The organism is Pseudarthrobacter sulfonivorans (assembly GCF_031454915.1).
Classification (GTDB): domain Bacteria; phylum Actinomycetota; class Actinomycetes; order Actinomycetales; family Micrococcaceae; genus Arthrobacter; species Arthrobacter sulfonivorans_C.
In genome coordinates this window covers 48632-65888 of sequence record NZ_JAVDRS010000005.1, presented here as the reverse complement: position 1 = coordinate 65888, position 17257 = coordinate 48632, and the positions used below count along the sequence as shown (strand labels likewise).

Annotated in this window: 17 protein-coding genes; 7 read left to right on the top strand and 10 right to left on the bottom strand. The window is 64.2% G+C overall.

Going from position 1 to position 17257, the window contains the following annotated elements:
• Nucleotides 1-4: 4 nt before the first annotated feature.
• A complete protein-coding gene (locus tag J2808_RS12715; protein WP_309816927.1) occupies nucleotides 5-1267 on the bottom strand; it encodes a CapA family protein in 1263 nt (420 codons plus the stop codon).
• An 83-nt stretch (nucleotides 1268-1350) separates the two neighbouring features.
• Between J2808_RS12715 and J2808_RS12710 the strand changes: the two genes are divergently transcribed.
• A complete protein-coding gene (locus tag J2808_RS12710; RefSeq protein ID WP_309816925.1) occupies nucleotides 1351-3363 on the top strand; it encodes a M3 family metallopeptidase in 2013 nt (670 codons plus the stop codon).
• A gap of 134 nt (nucleotides 3364-3497) precedes the next feature.
• Here J2808_RS12710 and pdxS read toward each other — a convergent pair whose 3' ends face one another.
• The 6 genes from pdxS to J2808_RS12680 all read right to left on the bottom strand — a co-directional run bounded on the left by pdxS (nucleotide 3498) and on the right by J2808_RS12680 (nucleotide 11738).
• On the bottom strand, nucleotides 3498-4424 hold the full coding sequence (gene pdxS, locus J2808_RS12705; protein WP_309816919.1) for a pyridoxal 5'-phosphate synthase lyase subunit PdxS: 927 nt from the start codon (nucleotides 4422-4424) through the stop codon (nucleotides 3498-3500).
• 132 nt (nucleotides 4425-4556) lie between these two features.
• Nucleotides 4557-5180: a phosphatidylinositol phosphate synthase gene (pgsA, locus tag J2808_RS12700; RefSeq protein WP_309816917.1), complete on the bottom strand. Its 624-nt coding sequence runs from the start codon at nucleotides 5178-5180 to the stop codon at nucleotides 4557-4559.
• Nucleotides 5170-5757 carry an HIT family protein gene (locus J2808_RS12695; RefSeq protein ID WP_309816915.1) on the bottom strand — a complete coding sequence of 196 codons (588 nt, stop codon included), beginning with the start codon at nucleotides 5755-5757 and terminating at the stop codon, nucleotides 5170-5172. The genes pgsA and J2808_RS12695 overlap by 11 nt, the downstream gene beginning before the upstream one ends.
• Nucleotides 5758-5777: 20 nt before the next feature.
• On the bottom strand, nucleotides 5778-7787 hold the full coding sequence (thrS, locus tag J2808_RS12690; protein ID WP_309816914.1) for a threonine--tRNA ligase: 2010 nt from the start codon (nucleotides 7785-7787) through the stop codon (nucleotides 5778-5780).
• Nucleotides 7788-7932: 145 nt separating this feature from the next.
• Nucleotides 7933-11421: a DNA polymerase III subunit alpha gene (locus tag J2808_RS12685; protein WP_309816911.1), complete on the bottom strand. Its 3489-nt coding sequence runs from the start codon at nucleotides 11419-11421 to the stop codon at nucleotides 7933-7935.
• On the bottom strand, nucleotides 11418-11738 hold the full coding sequence (locus J2808_RS12680) for a DUF6504 family protein (RefSeq protein ID WP_309816910.1): 321 nt from the start codon (nucleotides 11736-11738) through the stop codon (nucleotides 11418-11420). Before J2808_RS12680 ends, J2808_RS12685 begins: the two co-directional genes overlap by 4 nt.
• A 164-nt stretch (nucleotides 11739-11902) precedes the next feature.
• Between J2808_RS12680 and J2808_RS12675 the strand changes: the two genes are divergently transcribed.
• Entirely contained in the window at nucleotides 11903-12292 is a 390-nt protein-coding gene (locus J2808_RS12675; RefSeq protein ID WP_309816907.1) for a hypothetical protein, read from the top strand.
• A gap of 2 nt (nucleotides 12293-12294) precedes the next feature.
• On the opposite strand, the gene J2808_RS12670 is transcribed toward J2808_RS12675, so the two are convergent.
• Nucleotides 12295-12615 carry a chorismate mutase gene (locus J2808_RS12670; protein WP_309816905.1) on the bottom strand — a complete coding sequence of 107 codons (321 nt, stop codon included), beginning with the start codon at nucleotides 12613-12615 and terminating at the stop codon, nucleotides 12295-12297.
• Nucleotides 12616-12634: 19 nt separating this feature from the next.
• Here J2808_RS12670 and J2808_RS12665 point away from each other — a divergent pair, with 19 nt between their 5' ends.
• Nucleotides 12635-13057 (top strand): VOC family protein, encoded by a 423-nt coding sequence (locus J2808_RS12665; RefSeq protein WP_309816902.1) that lies wholly within the window; start codon nucleotides 12635-12637, stop codon nucleotides 13055-13057.
• A 36-nt stretch (nucleotides 13058-13093) separates the two neighbouring features.
• Here J2808_RS12665 and J2808_RS12660 read toward each other — a convergent pair whose 3' ends face one another.
• A complete protein-coding gene (locus J2808_RS12660; protein ID WP_309816900.1) occupies nucleotides 13094-13843 on the bottom strand; it encodes an SOS response-associated peptidase in 750 nt (249 codons plus the stop codon).
• 118 nt (nucleotides 13844-13961) lie between these two features.
• Here J2808_RS12660 and J2808_RS12655 point away from each other — a divergent pair, with 118 nt between their 5' ends.
• The 3 genes from J2808_RS12655 to J2808_RS12645 all read left to right on the top strand — a co-directional run bounded on the left by J2808_RS12655 (nucleotide 13962) and on the right by J2808_RS12645 (nucleotide 16048).
• Nucleotides 13962-14219 carry a mycoredoxin gene (locus J2808_RS12655; RefSeq protein ID WP_309816899.1) on the top strand — a complete coding sequence of 86 codons (258 nt, stop codon included), beginning with the start codon at nucleotides 13962-13964 and terminating at the stop codon, nucleotides 14217-14219.
• Between the two features lie 84 nt (nucleotides 14220-14303).
• Nucleotides 14304-15389: an S-(hydroxymethyl)mycothiol dehydrogenase gene (locus J2808_RS12650; protein ID WP_309816897.1), complete on the top strand. Its 1086-nt coding sequence runs from the start codon at nucleotides 14304-14306 to the stop codon at nucleotides 15387-15389.
• Complete coding sequence (locus J2808_RS12645; RefSeq protein ID WP_309816895.1) at nucleotides 15386-16048, top strand: MBL fold metallo-hydrolase; 663 nt, start codon at nucleotides 15386-15388, stop codon at nucleotides 16046-16048. The genes J2808_RS12650 and J2808_RS12645 overlap by 4 nt, the downstream gene beginning before the upstream one ends.
• Nucleotides 16049-16067: 19 nt before the next feature.
• Here the strand turns inward: J2808_RS12645 and J2808_RS12640 are convergent, their stop codons facing one another.
• Nucleotides 16068-16826, bottom strand: a complete 759-nt coding sequence (locus J2808_RS12640; RefSeq protein WP_309817631.1) for a lipoate--protein ligase family protein — start codon at nucleotides 16824-16826, stop codon at nucleotides 16068-16070.
• 16 nt (nucleotides 16827-16842) lie between these two features.
• Here J2808_RS12640 and J2808_RS12635 point away from each other — a divergent pair, with 16 nt between their 5' ends.
• Nucleotides 16843-17232, top strand: a complete 390-nt coding sequence (locus J2808_RS12635) for a DUF2177 family protein (protein WP_309816892.1) — start codon at nucleotides 16843-16845, stop codon at nucleotides 17230-17232.
• Nucleotides 17233-17257: the final 25 nt, after the last annotated feature.

Genomic DNA, 17257 nt, shown 5'->3' with positions numbered 1-17257 from the left:
TACCTCAGGGTTCCTTGGTGATCAGCAGTTCGTGCGCGCCGGCAGCGGCTGCGCCCATCGACTCCACCACGGTGGTGGTCCGCAGCCTGGTATCGGCGTCGGCTTTGGCTGTTGCGCAGATGCCCTGGGGCGCGTCCGATGCGACCGAACACCAGCGGTACGGATCGCTGACGATGACTGAAGGAGCCCAGGCAAGGTCTGATGCCTTCCATTTGCCGGCCGCGTCCTGGCTGAACTGGGCGCGGACCAGCAGGCCCTCGTTGTTCACGACGTACCAGGGTGACAGTTCGGTCACGCCGTTGCCCAGTCCGTAGACGATCCACGTGCCCTTGTATTTTTCGATCGGCAGCACCGAGTGGGTGTGGTGGCCGTAGATCATCGTGAACTGGCCGCTGTCCACCAGGGCGTGGGCCACTTTTTTCTGCTGGGCATTCGCTTCGGTGGCGTACTCGTCGCCCGCGTGCATGGCGCCCAGGACGATGTCAGCGCCGAGTGCCCGGGCTTTGACGGCCTTGGCGATCATGGTGGGGGCGTCAAGCATGTCCACCTGCCAGGCGTATTCCGGGTGTTGGTCATTGAGGCCGTAGGTCCCCTGGATGATGGCAACTTTCGCAGCGTCTGTCTGCAGAATCAGGATGCCCTGCGACTCGGTCTTGGTGCGGTAGGAACCGGTGTGCTTAAGACCTGCAGCGTCCAGTGCGTCCAGGGTCCGCAGCAGTCCGTCGGTGTTCCGGTCGATGGTGTGGTTGCTGGCGGTGGTGCAGGCCTGATAGCCCACCGCCTTCGTGGCTGTGATGATCTGCGGCGGGACGTTGAAAGACGGGTAGGCGGCGAACGGACCGTCGGGCACGGCCACGGGTGTTTCCTGATGGCAGATGGCCAGGTCGCTGGCCCGGATGTACCTGCGCTGGCCTTCGAGGAGCGGGGTGAAGTCCAGCCCGGGTTTGCCTGCCGCGGCGGCGTCGTCGCGGGCCTGCTGCCAGAGCTGGGCGTGGACCAGCATGTCGCCGGTCATCAGCACGGACGTGCAGCGAAGCGTGGGGCAGGCAGGTCCGGCGCCCGGGGTGGGAGTTGGAGTTGGAGTCGGTGACACTGACGGTCTTTGCTGCGCCTCGGCGGTTCCCCCGGTGGAATTTCCTGCGGTTCCGGCCCGGACATTGCCATTCTGTTCCGCGACCAGGCCGCAGGCAGCGAGCAGCACGGCCACTGTGACGGCCGAGAGGGCCGCCCCGATTCTGGCCGCAGCGCTGCCATGTTTGTTCCCCATATGCGCCATTGTAGGTTTGGCGGCCGCCAAAAACCGGGAGGCCGCGCATTGAGATGCATGCACCGGTATGAAAGGTTTGCGTGATGACGAATCCCCTCCTCAGCACCAGTGCCCTGCCCTATGGACTGCCGCCATTTGCCCAGCTCGGACCAACCGAATACTCCGAGGCAGTGAACGCTGGCCTTGCGGAACATCTGGCCGAGATCCAGGCGATCGTGGACAACCCGGCGGGTGCAACCTTTGAGAACACCGCGGTGGCCATGGAGAGGGCCGGCCAACTTCTCCACCGGGCTGCGGCCTCCTTCTTCACGCTTGTCTCGGCCGACGCAAGTGACGGGATCCGTGACCTGGAGACCGAACTTTCGCCCCGGTTCTCCGCCCACCAGGACGATGTCTACCTTAACCGTGCCCTGTTTGACCGGTTCGCCGCGATTGACGTCTCTGGACTTGATCCTGAGTCTGTCCGGCTCGTGGAGGAGTACCTGAAGGAGTTCCGCCAGTCCGGGATCCAGCTCGACAGCCCTGGGCAGGACCGGCTTAAGGAGATCAATGCCGAACTGTCAAAACTCGGCACGGAGTTTGGACAGCGGGTCAAGGAGGGCATGAAATCGGCGGCATTGCTGCTGGAACGCGCAGATGAATTGCGTGGCTTGCCAGCGGACGATGTGGCCAGCGCCGCTGAGGCGGCCCGCGCCGCAGGCCACGAGGGCAAATTCCTGCTGACGCTGATCCAGCCCAGCAACCAGCCCGCCATGGCTGCCCTGGCAAACCGGGACGTCCGCCGTCGGCTGTTTGAAGCCTCCATCGGCCGGGGCAGCGACGGCGGAAGCCTGGACGTCATGGACCTGGTCAGATCCATGGCTGGACTGCGCGCTGAAAAGGCTGTGCTTCTGGGCTTCGCCAACTATGCCGAACTTGTGGTGGACCACCAGACAGCCCCTGATTTTGGGTCAGTCCAGTCCATGCTGAACAGGGTTGCCCCCGCTGCCGTACGTAATGCGGATGCCGAGGCGGCGGCTCTGGCCGAGATTGCCGGGCATCCGCTTGAGGCTTGGGACTGGGCCTTCTACTCAGCCAAGGTGCGCCGGGAGAAGTTCGCCGTCGACGAGCAGGCGCTCCGTCCCTATTTTGAGCTGGACCGCGTCCTCCGGGACGGCGTCTTCTTTGCTGCCACTTCCCTCTTCAGCATCACCTTCCACGAACGCAGTGACCTCACCGGTTACCACCCCGATGTCCGCGTATGGGAAGTCCGGGACCGGGACGGAACCGGGCTCGGACTGTTCCTCGGCGACTACTACACCCGCGAATCCAAGCGGGGCGGGGCGTGGATGAACTCGCTGGTTGACCAGTCGGACCTGCTGGGCGGCCAGCCTGTGGTGATCAACAACCTCAACATTTCGAAGCCGCCGGCGGGTGAGCCCACCCTCCTGACGCTGGATGAGCTGCGAACCGTGTTCCACGAGTTCGGACATGCACTCCACGGCTTGTTTTCCAACGTGACGTATCCGCGTTTCTCCGGCACAGCGGTCCCCCGGGACTTCGTGGAATACCCGTCGCAGGTCAACGAAATGTGGATCCTCTGGCCGGAGGTGCTGGCCAACTATGCCCGGCACCACACCACAGGCGAGCCGCTCCCCCAGGACGTGGTGGACAGGCTCAATGACTCGCGCCTTTGGGGCGAAGGCTTCGCGACCACCGAGTATCTTGGTGCCGCGCTGCTGGACCTGGCCTGGCATGTGCTGGACGAAACCGGCATGCCGGACGACGTTCTGGCCTTCGAAGCCAAGTCACTGGCCGCAGCGGGAGTGGCCCACGCCCTGATTCCACCGCGTTACCGCACCGGATATTTCCAGCACATCTTTGCAGGCGACGGCTATGCCGCCGGCTACTACTCGTACATCTGGAGCGAAGTCCTGGACGCAGAAACCGTTGACTGGTTCACCGAGAACGGAGGCCTGAACCGGACCAACGGGGAACGGTTCCGCACGGAGCTGCTGGCCCGCGGGAACAGCCGCGACCCGCTGGACTCCTTCCGCGCACTCCGCGGACGCGACGCAACGCTGGAGCCCCTGCTAAAGCGCCGCGGCCTCGACTAACCCTCATCGATTGCTCCGTAACCGCCGTTTTGAAGCCCCAAAAGGGCGTTTACGGAGCAATCGATGGGAAGAACGACGGCGGGTGGCCACCTTCGAAAAGGTGACCACCCGCCGTCGTACTGCTTTTGGCGCTTCTACCAGCCGCGTTCGGCCAGGCGGTGCGGCTGCGGGATGTCGTCCACATTGATGCCCACCATGGCTTCGCCCAGGCCGCGGGAGGCCTTGGCGATGACGTCGGGGTCATCGAAGAACGTGGTGGCCTTGACCACGGCAGCGGCGCGCTGGGCCGGGTTGCCGGACTTGAAGATGCCCGAACCGACGAACACGCCGTCGGCGCCGAGCTGCATCATCATGGCGGCGTCGGCCGGGGTGGCGATGCCGCCCGCGGTGAACAGCACCACCGGAAGCTTGCCGGCCGCGGCAACTTCCTTGACCAGGTCGTACGGGGCCTGCAGTTCCTTGGCCGCGACGTACAGCTCATCCTCGGGCAGAGCCGCAAGCTTGGCGATCTCAGCGCGGATCTGGCGCATGTGCCCGGTCGCGTTGGAAACATCGCCCGTGCCGGCCTCGCCCTTGGAACGGATCATGGCCGCGCCCTCGTTGATGCGGCGCAGCGCCTCACCGAGGTTCGTGGCGCCACAGACGAAGGGAACCTTGAAGTTCCACTTGTCGATGTGGTGGACGTAGTCGGCCGGGGTCAGGACCTCGGACTCGTCAATGTAGTCCACGCCCAAGGACTGCAGGACCTGGGCCTCGACGAAGTGGCCGATCCGGGCCTTGGCCATGACCGGCACAGACACGGCTTCGATGATCTTGTCGATCATGTCCGGATCGGACATCCGGGACACGCCGCCCTGGGCACGGATATCGGCCGGAACGCGTTCCAGCGCCATCACTGCAACGGCACCGGCGTCTTCGGCGATGCGGGCCTGTTCAACGTTGACGACGTCCATGATGACGCCGCCCTTGAGCATCTCAGCCATGCCCCGCTTGACGCGGTTGCTGCCCGTGACGCTGTTCGCGGACGAACCGGCTTCGCTGCTTACATCAGGTGTAGACACAAAAACCCCTATGGGTAGATAGATGATCTTCGCCGGACGTGAGGGCGGCACAAAGCCGAGGAGTACACGCACCGGGTTGCCGGATCCATTGACCGGGCAGTGACAATACTAGTACCCCGGTGGGCGGCGGGCTTAATCCGTAGCCGCGGACTCCGCAAGCGCCTGGCGGTGGACGGTCGCGATGCGCTGGCAAATCGTGATGAGGCTTGCCAGTGCCAGCAGTCCAAGCGTCACCAGCAGAACCACCGGGGGCAGCCCCAACCCGGTGAATCCGGTGACCACCAGGACCGAAACCAGTCTCTCAGCGCGCTCGGCGATGCCTACATTTGCGGTGAAGCCGAGGGACTCGGCCTTGGACCGCGCGTACGAGACCACCATTCCCAAAACGAGGCAGAGCATGGCCGCGACGGCGATCGCGTAGTTCGCACCACCGGTAAAGAACCAGATGGCCACGCCCGCAAACAAGGCGCCGTCGGCGATCCGGTCCAGCGTGGAATCCAGGAAATTGCCCCACCGGCCGCCGGTGTCCCGCATCCGGGCCATGATGCCATCGAGCACATCCGAGAAGATGAACGCGGTAATGAACAGGGTGCCCCACCAGAGCTGGCCGAGGGGGTAGAAGACCAGGGCCCCCACCACCACACCGGCGGTGCCGATGACCGTCACCGCGTCAGGGGAAACACCGATTTTCAGGAGCCAGCGGGCAAGCGGGGTGAACAGCGCGGTGAAGAAGCCGCGCGCGTGCCTATTCAGCATCCGTCTCCCCGGGCCAGGCCTCGGCAACCAGTTGGCGGACCTCGTCGAGGGTCTGCGTGATGGCTTTGGTCTGGGCAATGATCGGGAAGAAGTTCCCGTCGCCGCCCCACCGCGGAACAATGTGCTGGTGCAGGTGGGCCGCGATGCCGGCACCACCCACGACGCCTTGGTTCATTCCCAGGTTAAAGCCGCCCGGGTTGGACACTTTGCGCAGGACCCGCATGGCTGTCTGGCTGATCTCGGCAAACTCCGCGGTCTCCTCCACGGTGAGGTCCGTGTAGTCCGGGACATGCCGGTAGGGGCACACCAGGAGATGGCCCGGGTTGTAGGGAAACAGGTTGAGGACCACGTAGCAGGTCTTCCCCCGGTGGACGATGAGGGCTTCCTCATCAGTCCGTCCCGGGCCCACACAGAAAGGGCAGTCGTTTTCGTTCTTGAACTGGTGCTGGCCACCCTTGATGTAGGCCAGCCGGTGGGGAGTCCACAGGCGCTGGAATGCGTCCGGTACGCCCGCGAGATCAAAGTCATCGGTCACGCCGGCATCGCCTGGATATCCTGCGCCTGTGTTCTCCTGCACCGTGTTCTGTTCCGTTTCCGCTAGCTGGTCCGGTTACGGACGGCTTCCGTGATCCGCTTGACGGCCTCGGCCACGGGCACGCCGTTGTCCTGGCTGCCGTCACGGAAGCGGAAGGACACCGCTCCGGCTTCGGCGTCGTCGCCGCCGGCGATCAGGACAAACGGGATCTTGTCCTTGCTGGCGGTGCGGATCTTCTTGGGGAACCTGTCCGACGACGTATCCACCTCGGCGCGGATGCCCGCCGCCTTGAGCTGGTCAACGACGTCGAACATGTACTCGTTGAAGGTTTCGGCCACCGGGATGCCAACCACCTGGACAGGGGAAAGCCACGCCGGGAAGGCGCCTGCGTAGTGCTCGGTGAGCACGCCCATGAACCGCTCGATGGAACCGAAGAGCGCGCGGTGGATCATCACGGGCCGCTGGCGGGTGCCGTCGGCTGCCTGGAATTCCAGTTCGAAGCGTTCGGGGAGGTTGAAGTCCAGCTGGATGGTGGACATCTGCCAGGTGCGGCCGAGGGCGTCCTTCGCCTGGACGGAGATCTTCGGGCCGTAGAAGGCTGCTCCGCCCGGATCCCCGACCAGTTCCAGGCCGGATTCCTCGGCCACTTCGGCGAGGGTCCGGGTGGCCTCTTCCCAGGCGGCGTCCTCGCCGACGTACTTCTCCGGGTCCTTGGTGGAGAGCTCCAGATAGAAGTCGTTCAGGCCATAATCCTTCAGCAGTTCAAGGACGAACGTCAGGGTCTTGGTCAGTTCGTCCTTCATCTGCTCGCGGGTGCAGTAGATGTGGGCGTCGTCCTGTGTCATGCCACGGACGCGGGTCAGGCCGTGCACCACTCCGGACTTCTCGTACCGGTAGACGGAGCCGAATTCGAAGAGCCGCAGCGGCAGTTCACGGTAGGACCGTCCCCGCGAGCGGAAGATCAGGTTGTGCATGGGGCAGTTCATCGGCTTGAGGTAGTAGTCCTGGGCAGGCTTGCGGACTGTACCGTCTGCGTTGAGTTCCTCATCCACGCGCATGGGCGGGAACATGCCTTCCTTGTACCAGTCCAGGTGTCCCGAGACTTCGTACAGGTGGCCCTTGGTGATGTGCGGGGTGTAGACGAACTCGTAGCCGGCATCGACGTGGCGCTGCCGTGAGTAGTCCTCCATCTCCTTGCGGATGATGCCGCCCTTGGGGTGGAACACCGGCAGGCCGGAGCCCAGTTCGTCCGGGAAGGAGAAGAGGTCAAGTTCGACGCCAAGCTTGCGGTGGTCGCGCCGCTCAGCTTCGGCAATGCGTTCCTGGTAGGCCTTCAGCGCGTCCTTGGTGGGCCAGGCGGTGCCATAAATGCGCTGCAGCTGCTGGTTCTTCTGGTTGCCCAGCCAGTACGCGGAGGACGACCGGGTGAGGGCGAACGCGTTGGAGATGAGCTTGGTGTTCGGCAGGTGCGGGCCGCGGCAGAGGTCGCACCAGACGGTGGTTCCTTCCTTGCGCTCCACGTTGTCGTAGATGGTGATGTCGCCGGCGCCGACCTCGACGTTGACGCCTTCGCCTGCTTCGGCGGCTTCATTCTTCTTGCCCAGCAGTTCGAGCTTGTAAGGCTCGTTTTTCATGGCCTCGCGGGCTTCATCCTCGCTGACCACGCGTCGGACGAACTTCTGGTTCTGGTTGATGATCTTGAGCATCATCTTCTCGAGGGTCTTGAGGTCCTCGGGGGTGAACGGCTCGGCGACGTCGAAGTCGAAGTAAAAACCGTCGGTGATGTACGGGCCGATGCCCAGCTTGGCCTCGGGGCGCAGCTGCTGCACGGCCTGGGCCATCACGTGGGCGGTGGAATGGCGGAGCACGTTCAGGCCGTCCGGGGAATCGATGGTGACACCCTCGATCTCGGCGCCCTCAGGCAGCTCCTGGTCCAGGTCCTTCAGCTCGCCATTAACGCGGGCCACAACAACTTCGCGGCGCTCAAAGAAGAGTTCCGCACCGGTTGTCCCGGTAGTCACCTTGGTCTCTTCGCCATCGACGATGAGGGTGATCTGCTGGGCATCTGACACGGGTGTCTCCTATTCAAAGTTTTAGGCTTCATAGCTTGCGGCATACGGGGACCACAGCCAGCCACCGTCAATGCTATCGGTTCCGCCAGAGGCCGACCAACGGGACCCGCGGGGCGCGGCGGCTGTTGGGACGCCGCGATGCGGCTCAGCCGCCCATTCCGGTGATGGCCAGGCTTCGGCTGATTCCGTCGAGGGGATGCGGCACATCGGTATGCTCCACCTGATTCGTCGGGAACGGCAGGGTATCCACCCGGCTCAGGTCCCAGGCCATGCTGGCGCTCAGGCTGATCCCACGTGGACCAGTACGCCGGGTGGTGCCGCGGATGAGCAGCAGCCTGGTCCCGAACAGGAGCAGCCCTGCCTGTTCCTGGGCTTCATGGAAGAAGACGGAGTCGATGCAGCCGGTGCCGTCATCGATGCTGATGAACACCACGCGGCGCCCGCCACGCATGGGCGGGGTCTGGGTGGCAATGCGAACCCCGGCCACCAGCACCTCTGTGCCGTTTCGCAGGCCCAGCAGCTTGTCAGCCGTGGTGACACCCAGCCTGTTCAGCATGGGCCGGTGGCTGTCCATCAGATGTCCGCTGACATCAATTGCCATCAGATCAAGTTCAGCCCGGACGTTTTCCACCAGGGTCGGCGCGGGAAGCCCGGGCTTGACGTTGCGAAGCTCAACATCCCCGAGCGGTAAGGACAATTGCCCTTCCATCACATCAGCACCTTTCCGGGTACCCCTGGCAGTTTGGAGCTGGTTCAGGTGCTGGACGAGGTCTGCGCGGTTTGCGTTGCCGCCCGACTCCCGGTGAAGGGAATCAAAGGCACCCAATTGCGCCAGCCTCTTGATGCTCGGCTTGCTGAGCCTTGACCGTGCCCTGAGGTCAGCAAGGGAGTCGTAGGGCTGGCCGGCGACAATCCGTTTGAGCTCGGCCCCGGAGAGGCCGTAAATCCCGTTGAGGCTCAGCCGGATCCCCAGCTTCCCAGCGTCCGGCCCCTCCGTCACCCGTTCCACCCGGTATTCGGCCTGGCTGCGGTTGATATCCAGGGGCAGGATGGGGATGCCCAGCCTGCGGGCCTCGGCCACTAGCAGCCGCTTGGGATACATGCCGGGATCGTGTTCCCACAGCCCGGCCAGGAACGCCTCGGGATGGTGGGCTTTGAGCCAGGCGGACTGGTAGGTGGGAACGGCAAAGGCCGCACCGTGGGCTTTACAGAAACCAAAGCTGCCAAAGGCTTTCAGGGTCCCCCATACCTTGTCCACCACCTCCGGGGAATACCCTTTGGTCCTGGCCTCCTTGCGGAAGAACTCCTCCACTTTCAGTTCGGGGACCTCATTTCCCAGAGCCCGACGGAACTCATCCGCCCGCGCCAACCCGCAGCCGGTCATCACGTCAAAGGTTTTCAGGATCTGCTCGTGGAAGACGGTAACGCCGTGGGTTTCCTGCAGCACGGGTTTCAGGTCAGGGTGCGGATATACTTCCGGCGCGAAGCCGTGCCGGTGTTCCAGGAAGGGCCGCACCATGTCAGATTTCATGGGTCCCGGCCGGAACAGTGAAATGTCGATGATGAGGTCGTTGAACTCACGCGGGGCCATTTTGCCGATCAGCTCACGCTGGCCAGGTGACTCGATCTGGAAACAGCCCAGGGTATGGGTGCTGCGGATCAGTTCGAAGGTCGGCTCATCATCCAGCGGCACGGCATTGAGATCGATGTGGCCGTTCTCCGCAATGTAGTCCGGCCCGGTTCCCTCAGGGCCGGCTGGGTGGGCGCCGGCGGCAACCACTTCTGCTTTGGACGGATGGATCCGGATGACTTCCCGGACGGCAAACGCCATGGCACTCTGCATCCTCACCCCCAGGACATCAAGTTTCAGCATGCCCATGGGATCCATGTCGTGTTTGTCGAACTGGCTCATGGGCAGCCCCAGCCCGCTGGGTTGGACAGGGGTCCGGTCAAGGAGCGTGGCATCGCCCAGGATTACTCCGCAGGGATGCATGGAAATATGGCGGGGCAGCCGGTCCAGCCTCTCGGTGAGGTCCACCAGCAGATCAAGCTGTTGATTTTCGGCGAAGCCCCGCTCCTCCACCCGGCCCGCGAACTCCCGCAGTTCGGGTTTTTCAACCAGGGCTTCACGGAATTTCCGGGCAGAAAAACGCCACAGCTGCTTGGCGATCTCTCCAACGTCGCCATCGTCCATGCCCAAAGCCATTCCGGCATCCCGGACAGCGCCACGGGCACGGTACCCGTTCTGCATGCTCATCAGCGTGACCCGCTCGGCACCAAACCGGTCAAAGATCCTTCGGTACACATTGTGCCGCTCGGCGCTTTCGACGTCGATGTCGATGTCCGGCAGCGTTGCCCGGTCCTGGGACAGGAAACGTTCAAAGATCAGATCGTGCTGCAGGGGGTCCACCTGGCTGACATCGATCAGGTAGTTGACCAGGCTGGAGGCCCCCGAACCGCGGGCAGCCGCCCTGACCCCCATGTCAAGGATCATGCGGGACACTTCAGCCACGGTCAGGAAGTACGAGGAGAATCCCAGGTTCCGGATGATCCCCAGCTCATGCTCCAGCCGCGAGCGCATTTCCTTGCCGGCTGAGCCGGATATTCCCGGGAACCGCCTGCTGATCCCTGCTTCGCAGCGTTGGACCAGTTCAAGGTGTGGGTCCTGGCTGATGCCAATGACCGATGCCTCCGGGACCACCGGCTGTTTCCAACCCATGTCAGTCTCCGGGTCAATCCGGCAGAAGTCCGCGAGCGCCTCAGTCTGCGCCATCAGCTGCTTCAGGTCAGCTGTGCCATACCCCGCGGCGCGGATGATTTCCTTGCCCAGCAGCAGCATCTGCCCTGCTGATTTGAGCCAGCCCTGCCCGTTGGGCTGGAGCAGTGGTTCGGCGGCCAGTTCCGGCAGTGACTTCAGGGTCCGGGCGGAGTCGAGGACGTCCGCCGTGGCGGCACCGTCCTCGGCGCAATAGCGGACAGCATTGGTGAGCACGGCCGGGACATGGTGTTCTTCCGCGAGTTTGAGCATCCGCACTGCATGGGCGGTGCTCAGGGGCGCCCCGGGGGAAGTGAGCTGGGAAACTACTTCCGCCACCAGGGTTCCTGCGGGCATGGCTTCCAGCCATCGCTTGAAAAGGGTTCGTGGCCGCAGGTAGCGCCGGCCACCCATGGCTCGGCCGACGTCCGAATCCGGGCCGATCAGAACTGTCAGGACCGGCTTGAGCGTCTTGGGGTCAAGCGTCCGTGAGGCAAGTTCGGCACGTGTGACAGCCACGGGCACCACTCCCCCGGCCTTTCCGGTGGTGCGGACGTGGGCGTCGGATACCAGCCGGCACAGGGCACGGTAGCCCGCCCCGTTGTTGTGCCCCCTGGCAAGTACCACCACCCGGCCTGCAAGCTGCGTGCGGTGATCGCCGTCGTCGTCGAAGACCGCAAGGTCCACGCCAACGATGGGGTCGATTCCGGCAGCCATGCAGGCTTTGAGGTGTTTGACGGTGCCGTACAGTCCGTCCCGGTCCGTGCAGGCAAGGGCAGTTGCGCCGTCAGTGGCCGCAACCTGGGCCAGTTCGTCGGGCCAGGAGACTCCGTAGTGCGCGCTGAAGGCGGTGGAAACGTGGAGGTGGGTAAAGCTCATGCTGTTTTGTGGTGGAGTGCGTCATGGATGCGAAGCAACCGCCAGCGGCCACTGCCGAGGTGCCTGCTGAGGTCCAGGGTGAGCGGCTCCCCGGCCTCTGTTGGGTCCGCCAGGACCTGGACGCGCCAGATCTCATGGTCGACCAGTCCCGGTCCGCTGCCCAGCGGTGCACGGCGTTCCTCGGCCCACCACTGCCGGCGTTCGTACCACCGGACCGGCTCGGCGCACACCGTGTAGTGCTGCCCGGCCCACTGGAGTTTCAGCGGCTGGCCGGCAGCGGTGCAGACGACGTCCACGGACTCGCTGAACATACCCATGGGCGCCCTCCGGAACTGAACTGAGCCGATGCAAGATGCTGACGCAAGATGCTGCTGGAAAAAATTATTCGAATACATGTTCGAATCACTCCAGTCTACGACGGTGCCCCGGCAAAACCTAGACAGGGGTGGACGGACAGCCAACAGGGGGGCAGGATTGTGGCATGAGCTCCCAAAACGCACTCCTCAAGCACGTAAGCATCAAGGCCGAGGAAGAAACCCTCGTTGCGACCTTCGATATCGACGGCAACATACCGGGAGCGGGTGCGTACGTAGTCGGGCTCGTGGCGGCCAGCCCTGATTACTCATCACAAAGACGGCTGGGCATCGAGTTCATGAACGGGGAGGCAATCGCCTTCTACTCGTTCAGCCACGATCAGAGCGCCGAAGAAAACTATGATCTTGGCGGCGTGACGCATTCCGGAAACACCATTACGGGGAATTTTCCCCTTGCCGCCGTCCACGGCCTGGGCAAGGGGCACGTCATGTCAGCCTTCAGCGAGGCTGACGGCCGGGAATTCCAGTCCGGCGTCGCCGTTGAGGAAGCACTCTAGCTTCAGCTGCTTTCTTTGTGGACCTTCATCTCGAGTTCGATGAAGCCCGAGATCATGGCGCGGTACGTGGATTCCACGATGTCCGGATCAATGTCCTTCTTTTCCGCGGCTTCGCGGACGTGCTCAATCACGCGTTCCACCCGGCCCGGGGCGCGGACTTCAGCGTCGTCCCCCTTCAGGGTTCCGGCAATGCGGATCAGGCGTTCACGCCGCGCTATGAGCGTGACAATCTGATCGTCAACCTCGTCGACCGCAATTCGAACGGCAGCGAGCTGTTCCTTGTCGGCCAAAGCATCCCGGTCGTTTCCTTGAATAGTTGCCATCTTCTGACAGTATCGAAGCATGCAGCCCAGAGTCGACTTCATCTCACTAGGCGTTCGTAGTGTTGACGCCTCCCGCCGGTTCTACGCGGAAGGCCTTGGCTGGCCTGTCCACCGCGAAATGCCCGGCGAGGTGGTGTTCATCCAGGTCAACCACGGACTGATCCTGTCCCTGTGGGACGCCGGGCAGATGCACGCCGAAGCGGGGGTAGGCGCCCCCGGCCCGGTCCCGTGCATCACGCTCAGCCACAATCTGGCCAGCCCGGAAGAGGTGGACCAGATGATGGCCGACGCCCGGTCAGCCGGCGCGGAGATCGTTGCCGAGCCCGTCACCCAGCCCTGGGGCGGGTACAGCGGGTATTTCGCTGATCCCGACGGCTTCCGCTGGGAGGTTGCGTACAACCCCACCTGGGCAGTGGACGACGACGGCAAGGTCACCGTCTAGAGGCCCGGCGCCTTAAGTACTACGTCAAGCGGCACGTCAGAACAGGGCCTCCACCGGCCGGATGAGTTCCGGCGAATTGTTGCGCACGTTTCCCACTTCCGTGCCAACGGAATCCACGTGCCAGTCAGCCGCGACTTCCTTCACATGGGCTCGGACGAGGTCCACGAGGAAGGCGGCGTCATCGATCTGCGGGTCCAGCCACGACGCCATGGTTGCGCGGTCCATCGGCAGCGGCACCCGGTCATGCAGGTCCGTGAGCTTGCCGAAAATGGTGGACTCCGCCCCGGGCGGCGGGGTGTCTGCGGTCAGGATGGACGTGGACAGCATCCAGCGGCCAGGATCGCCGTCGGCCTTGGACGGGTCCTTCCACCACTCATACAGGCCTGCGAACACCAGTCCGCCGCCTTTCCCGGGATGCACGTAGTACGGCTGCTTGGCCTTCCCGGTCCCCTGCTTCCATTCGTAATAGCCGTCAGCCGGCACAGCGCAGCGCCGTGACTTGATGGCCTTGCGGAACGCCGGCTTCTCCAGCACGGTCTCGCTGCGGGCGTTGATCATCTTGGGGCCGATGCCCGGATCCTTGGCCCAGGAGGGCACCAGGCCCCACCGTGCAACATGCAACTGCCGGACGGTGTCATTTTCAATGAGCCGTTCCAGGACAATCGGAACATCGTCCGTGGGTGCCACGTTCCACGACGGCGGAAGGTGTACTTCCTCTTCCAACTGGGCGTCAAAATCGGCCAGCAGGTCACCCACGGCCCGGGCCATCACATAGCGTCCACACATGGCTCCAGCATGCCATTACCGTTATGCAGTGTCATCCGCCGGCCCGGGCGCTGGGAATAGCCGGCCCCGGGTTACCGTTGAAGTGATCGAACCCCCTCAACGATTTCAGGAGAGCTCCGTGGACTTTACCCCCGAGAACGGCACCATCACCATGTTTTCCACCACCTGGTGCGGCTACTGCAACCGGCTGAAGAAGCAGCTGGACGCCCAGGGCATCGGCTACACGGAAATCAACATCGAAGAGGTAGAGGGAACGGCTGCACTCGTAGAGCAGCTCAACGGCGGCAACCAGACCGTCCCAACCGTGCTCTTCCCGGACGGCACCGCCGCCACCAACCCCTCAGTTGCCGAGGTAAAGAGCCGTCTCGCAGCCTGAGACCCGCAGCTCATGTGGTAGACAGAACGGGACCAACATCCGTGTTGGTCCCGTTCTTGTCTATCTGCATTGAGGGAGCCTTCCGTGGTCCATAAAGTCAAAGGTGTCGTTGCCCGCTCCAAGGGCGCCCCGGTCACCCTGGAGACCATCCTGGTCCCGGAACCGGGTCCGGGCGAGGCCCTGGTTGACATCCTCACCAGCGGCGTCTGCCACACCGACCTGCACTACAAACTGGGCGGCATCAGTGATGACTTCCCGTTCCTCCTCGGCCACGAGGCCACCGGTGTGGTCAGCGCTGTGGGCCCTGACGTCACCAACGTTGTCCCGGGCGACCGCGTGGTCCTGAACTGGCGGGCAGTCTGCGGCAACTGCCGCGCCTGCAACCGTGGCCAGGCGCAGTACTGCTTCAACACCCACAACGCTACCCAGAAGATGACCCTTGAGGACGGCACGGAACTCTCTGCCGCGCTCGGCATCGGCGCGTTCATCGAGAAGACCCTCGTAGCCGCCGGCCAGTGCACCAAGGTGGATCCCGACGCCGATGCTGCCGCCATCGGACTCCTCGGCTGCGGCGTCATGGCCGGCCTGGGCGCCGCCATCAACACTGGCGGGGTCAAGCGCGGCGATTCCGTTGCTGTCATCGGCTGCGGTGGTGTGGGGGTGGCCGCCATTGCCGGCGCCGCGCTCGCCGGTGCAACCACCATCATCGCCGTCGACATTGACGTGAAAAAGCTGGAGCGCGCCAAGGAACTCGGCGCTACCCACACCGTGGACTCCTCCGCAACTGACCCGGTGGAGAAAATCCGGGAACTCACCGGCGGGTTCGGCGCTGACGTGGTGATTGACGCCGTCGGCCGTCCCGAAACCTACAAGCAGGCGTTCTACGCCCGCGACCTCGCCGGCACCGTGGTACTGGTGGGCGTCCCGACCCCGGACATGACCCTGGAGTTGCCCCTCCTGGATGTCTTCGGCCGCGGCGGATCCCTGAAGTCCTCCTGGTACGGCGACTGCCTGCCCTCCCGGGACTTCCCCATGCTGATCAGCCTCTACAAGCAGGGCAAGCTGGACCTGGATGCGTTTGTGACCGAGCGGATCACCATCGACCAGGTGGAGGAAGCGTTCGAGAAGATGCACTCCGGTTCGGTGCTGCGTTCGGTGGTGGAGCTGTGACCGCGGCTCCCAACGGCGGCCCGCTCCGGATCGAGCGTCTGGTCACGTCCGGAACGTTTTCGCTCGACGGCGGCACCTGGGACGTGGACAACAACGTCTGGCTCGTGGGCAACGACGCCGAATGCGTGGTGATTGATCCTGCACACGACGCCAAGGCCGTTGCCGCGGCGGTGGCCGGCCGGAAGCTCAAGGCCATCCTTTTGACGCATGGGCACGATGACCACATCCGTTCGGTGGCAGACTTCTGGGACCTGGTCCAGGCTCCCATCCACCTCCACGAGGCGGACTGGATGCTCTGGAAGAGCGTCTACCCGGACGTGGAACCGGACGTCCGCATCAAGCACGGTGACGTGATCGAGGTAGCGGGGGCCAGCCTGACCGCCCTGCACACGCCGGGGCACTCACCGGGCTCGGTATCCTTCCACCTGGCTGACGGGCCCGACGGCGAGGGCACTGTGTTCAGCGGCGACACCCTGTTCCAGGGCGGGCCCGGAGCCACAGGCAGGTCCTACAGCGACTTCCCCACCATCATCGAGTCGATCAGGACGTGGCTGCTGCCGCTCCCGGCCGGCACGGTAGTCCGGACCGGACACGGCGACACCACCACCATCGGAGCCGAAGCCCCGCACCTGGATGAGTGGATCGCCCGCGGCCACTAGGCCCACCAGCCGAAGCGGGCTACGCTTCCCTGCCGTACACGCTGCTGAAGTCGGCGTGGCGGAGGGCGGCGTGGCCCGCATAAGCGGCCACAACCGCATCCTGGACGGCCTGCACCGTCAGCCCCGGCACGAGGTCGTTGGCTGCCCCGGCGGTGGCCGGGTCCCAGTCCAGGCCCAGTGCCGCATAGCTGTCTGTCAGGACGCTACGGATGGGTGCGGAGTTCTCCACCACAATCACGGAACTGAACAGCCAGCCGCCGCTCACCACGCGCTGCGCCGTGCCGATCAGCTTGACCAGGTGCGTCTGGTCAGCCGGGTGGGCGCCGTGGACGCTGAACTCACCCGGGCAGTACTCGCCGGGGATCTCGCCGACGGCGGCCTGAACACCGACGTTCCGCAGGGCCTGCGCCAGCAGCTCACCGAAGAAACTGAACCGGCTCTTGGAGCCGGCAATCGCATCCGCGTCGGGCATGATGTGGTCCACCACCAGGGTGCCTTCATGGTAGGCGGCGGCGCGGCCGCCGGCCTTCCGCACCAGCGGTTCGAATCCGTGATCCCGGCATGCCTGGGCGGCCAGTTCGAAGCCGGGCAGGCGGGTATCCCGCTGGCCGAACGCAACGGTGGGGGCGGGGCGGTACAGCCGGAGCGTGGGGCCGAGCCTGCCGGACTTCGCCTGGGCCAGCAGTTCGAGGCCGAATTCCAGGTCCCGTGCGGCGCCCAGCGAGTGGTCCTGCCGGACCACGGTGAGCATCCGAAGTCCCGCCTCGACGTCGTGCATATTGCTAAGCTCCCTTATGGTCATATTGCAATTCCTTGTTGTCGCCGCCGCGTTTGCGGTCATCGACGCCATCTGGCTCAAGCTGATGAACCCGTTCTACCGCAGCCACATCGGTGACCTGCTCGCTGACAAGCCACACTTAGGTTACGCCGTGGTTTTCTATGTCATGTACATCGCCGGGATTCTGTTCTTCGCGCTGCGGCCGGCGCTCGACGGCGGCAGCTGGCTGACCGCCGTCGGTTACGGGGCCGCCCTGGGAGCCTTTGCGTACGCGACCTATGACCTCACCAACGCCGCCACGCTTAAGACGTGGCCGCTGCAGCTGATTATGGTTGACATCCTCTGGGGCGCCGCGCTCACCGGGCTTTCCACGCTCGCAGGATGGCTGGTGTTCCGTTCCACCTGACGCCCTGGCACAAAGAGACCTTAAA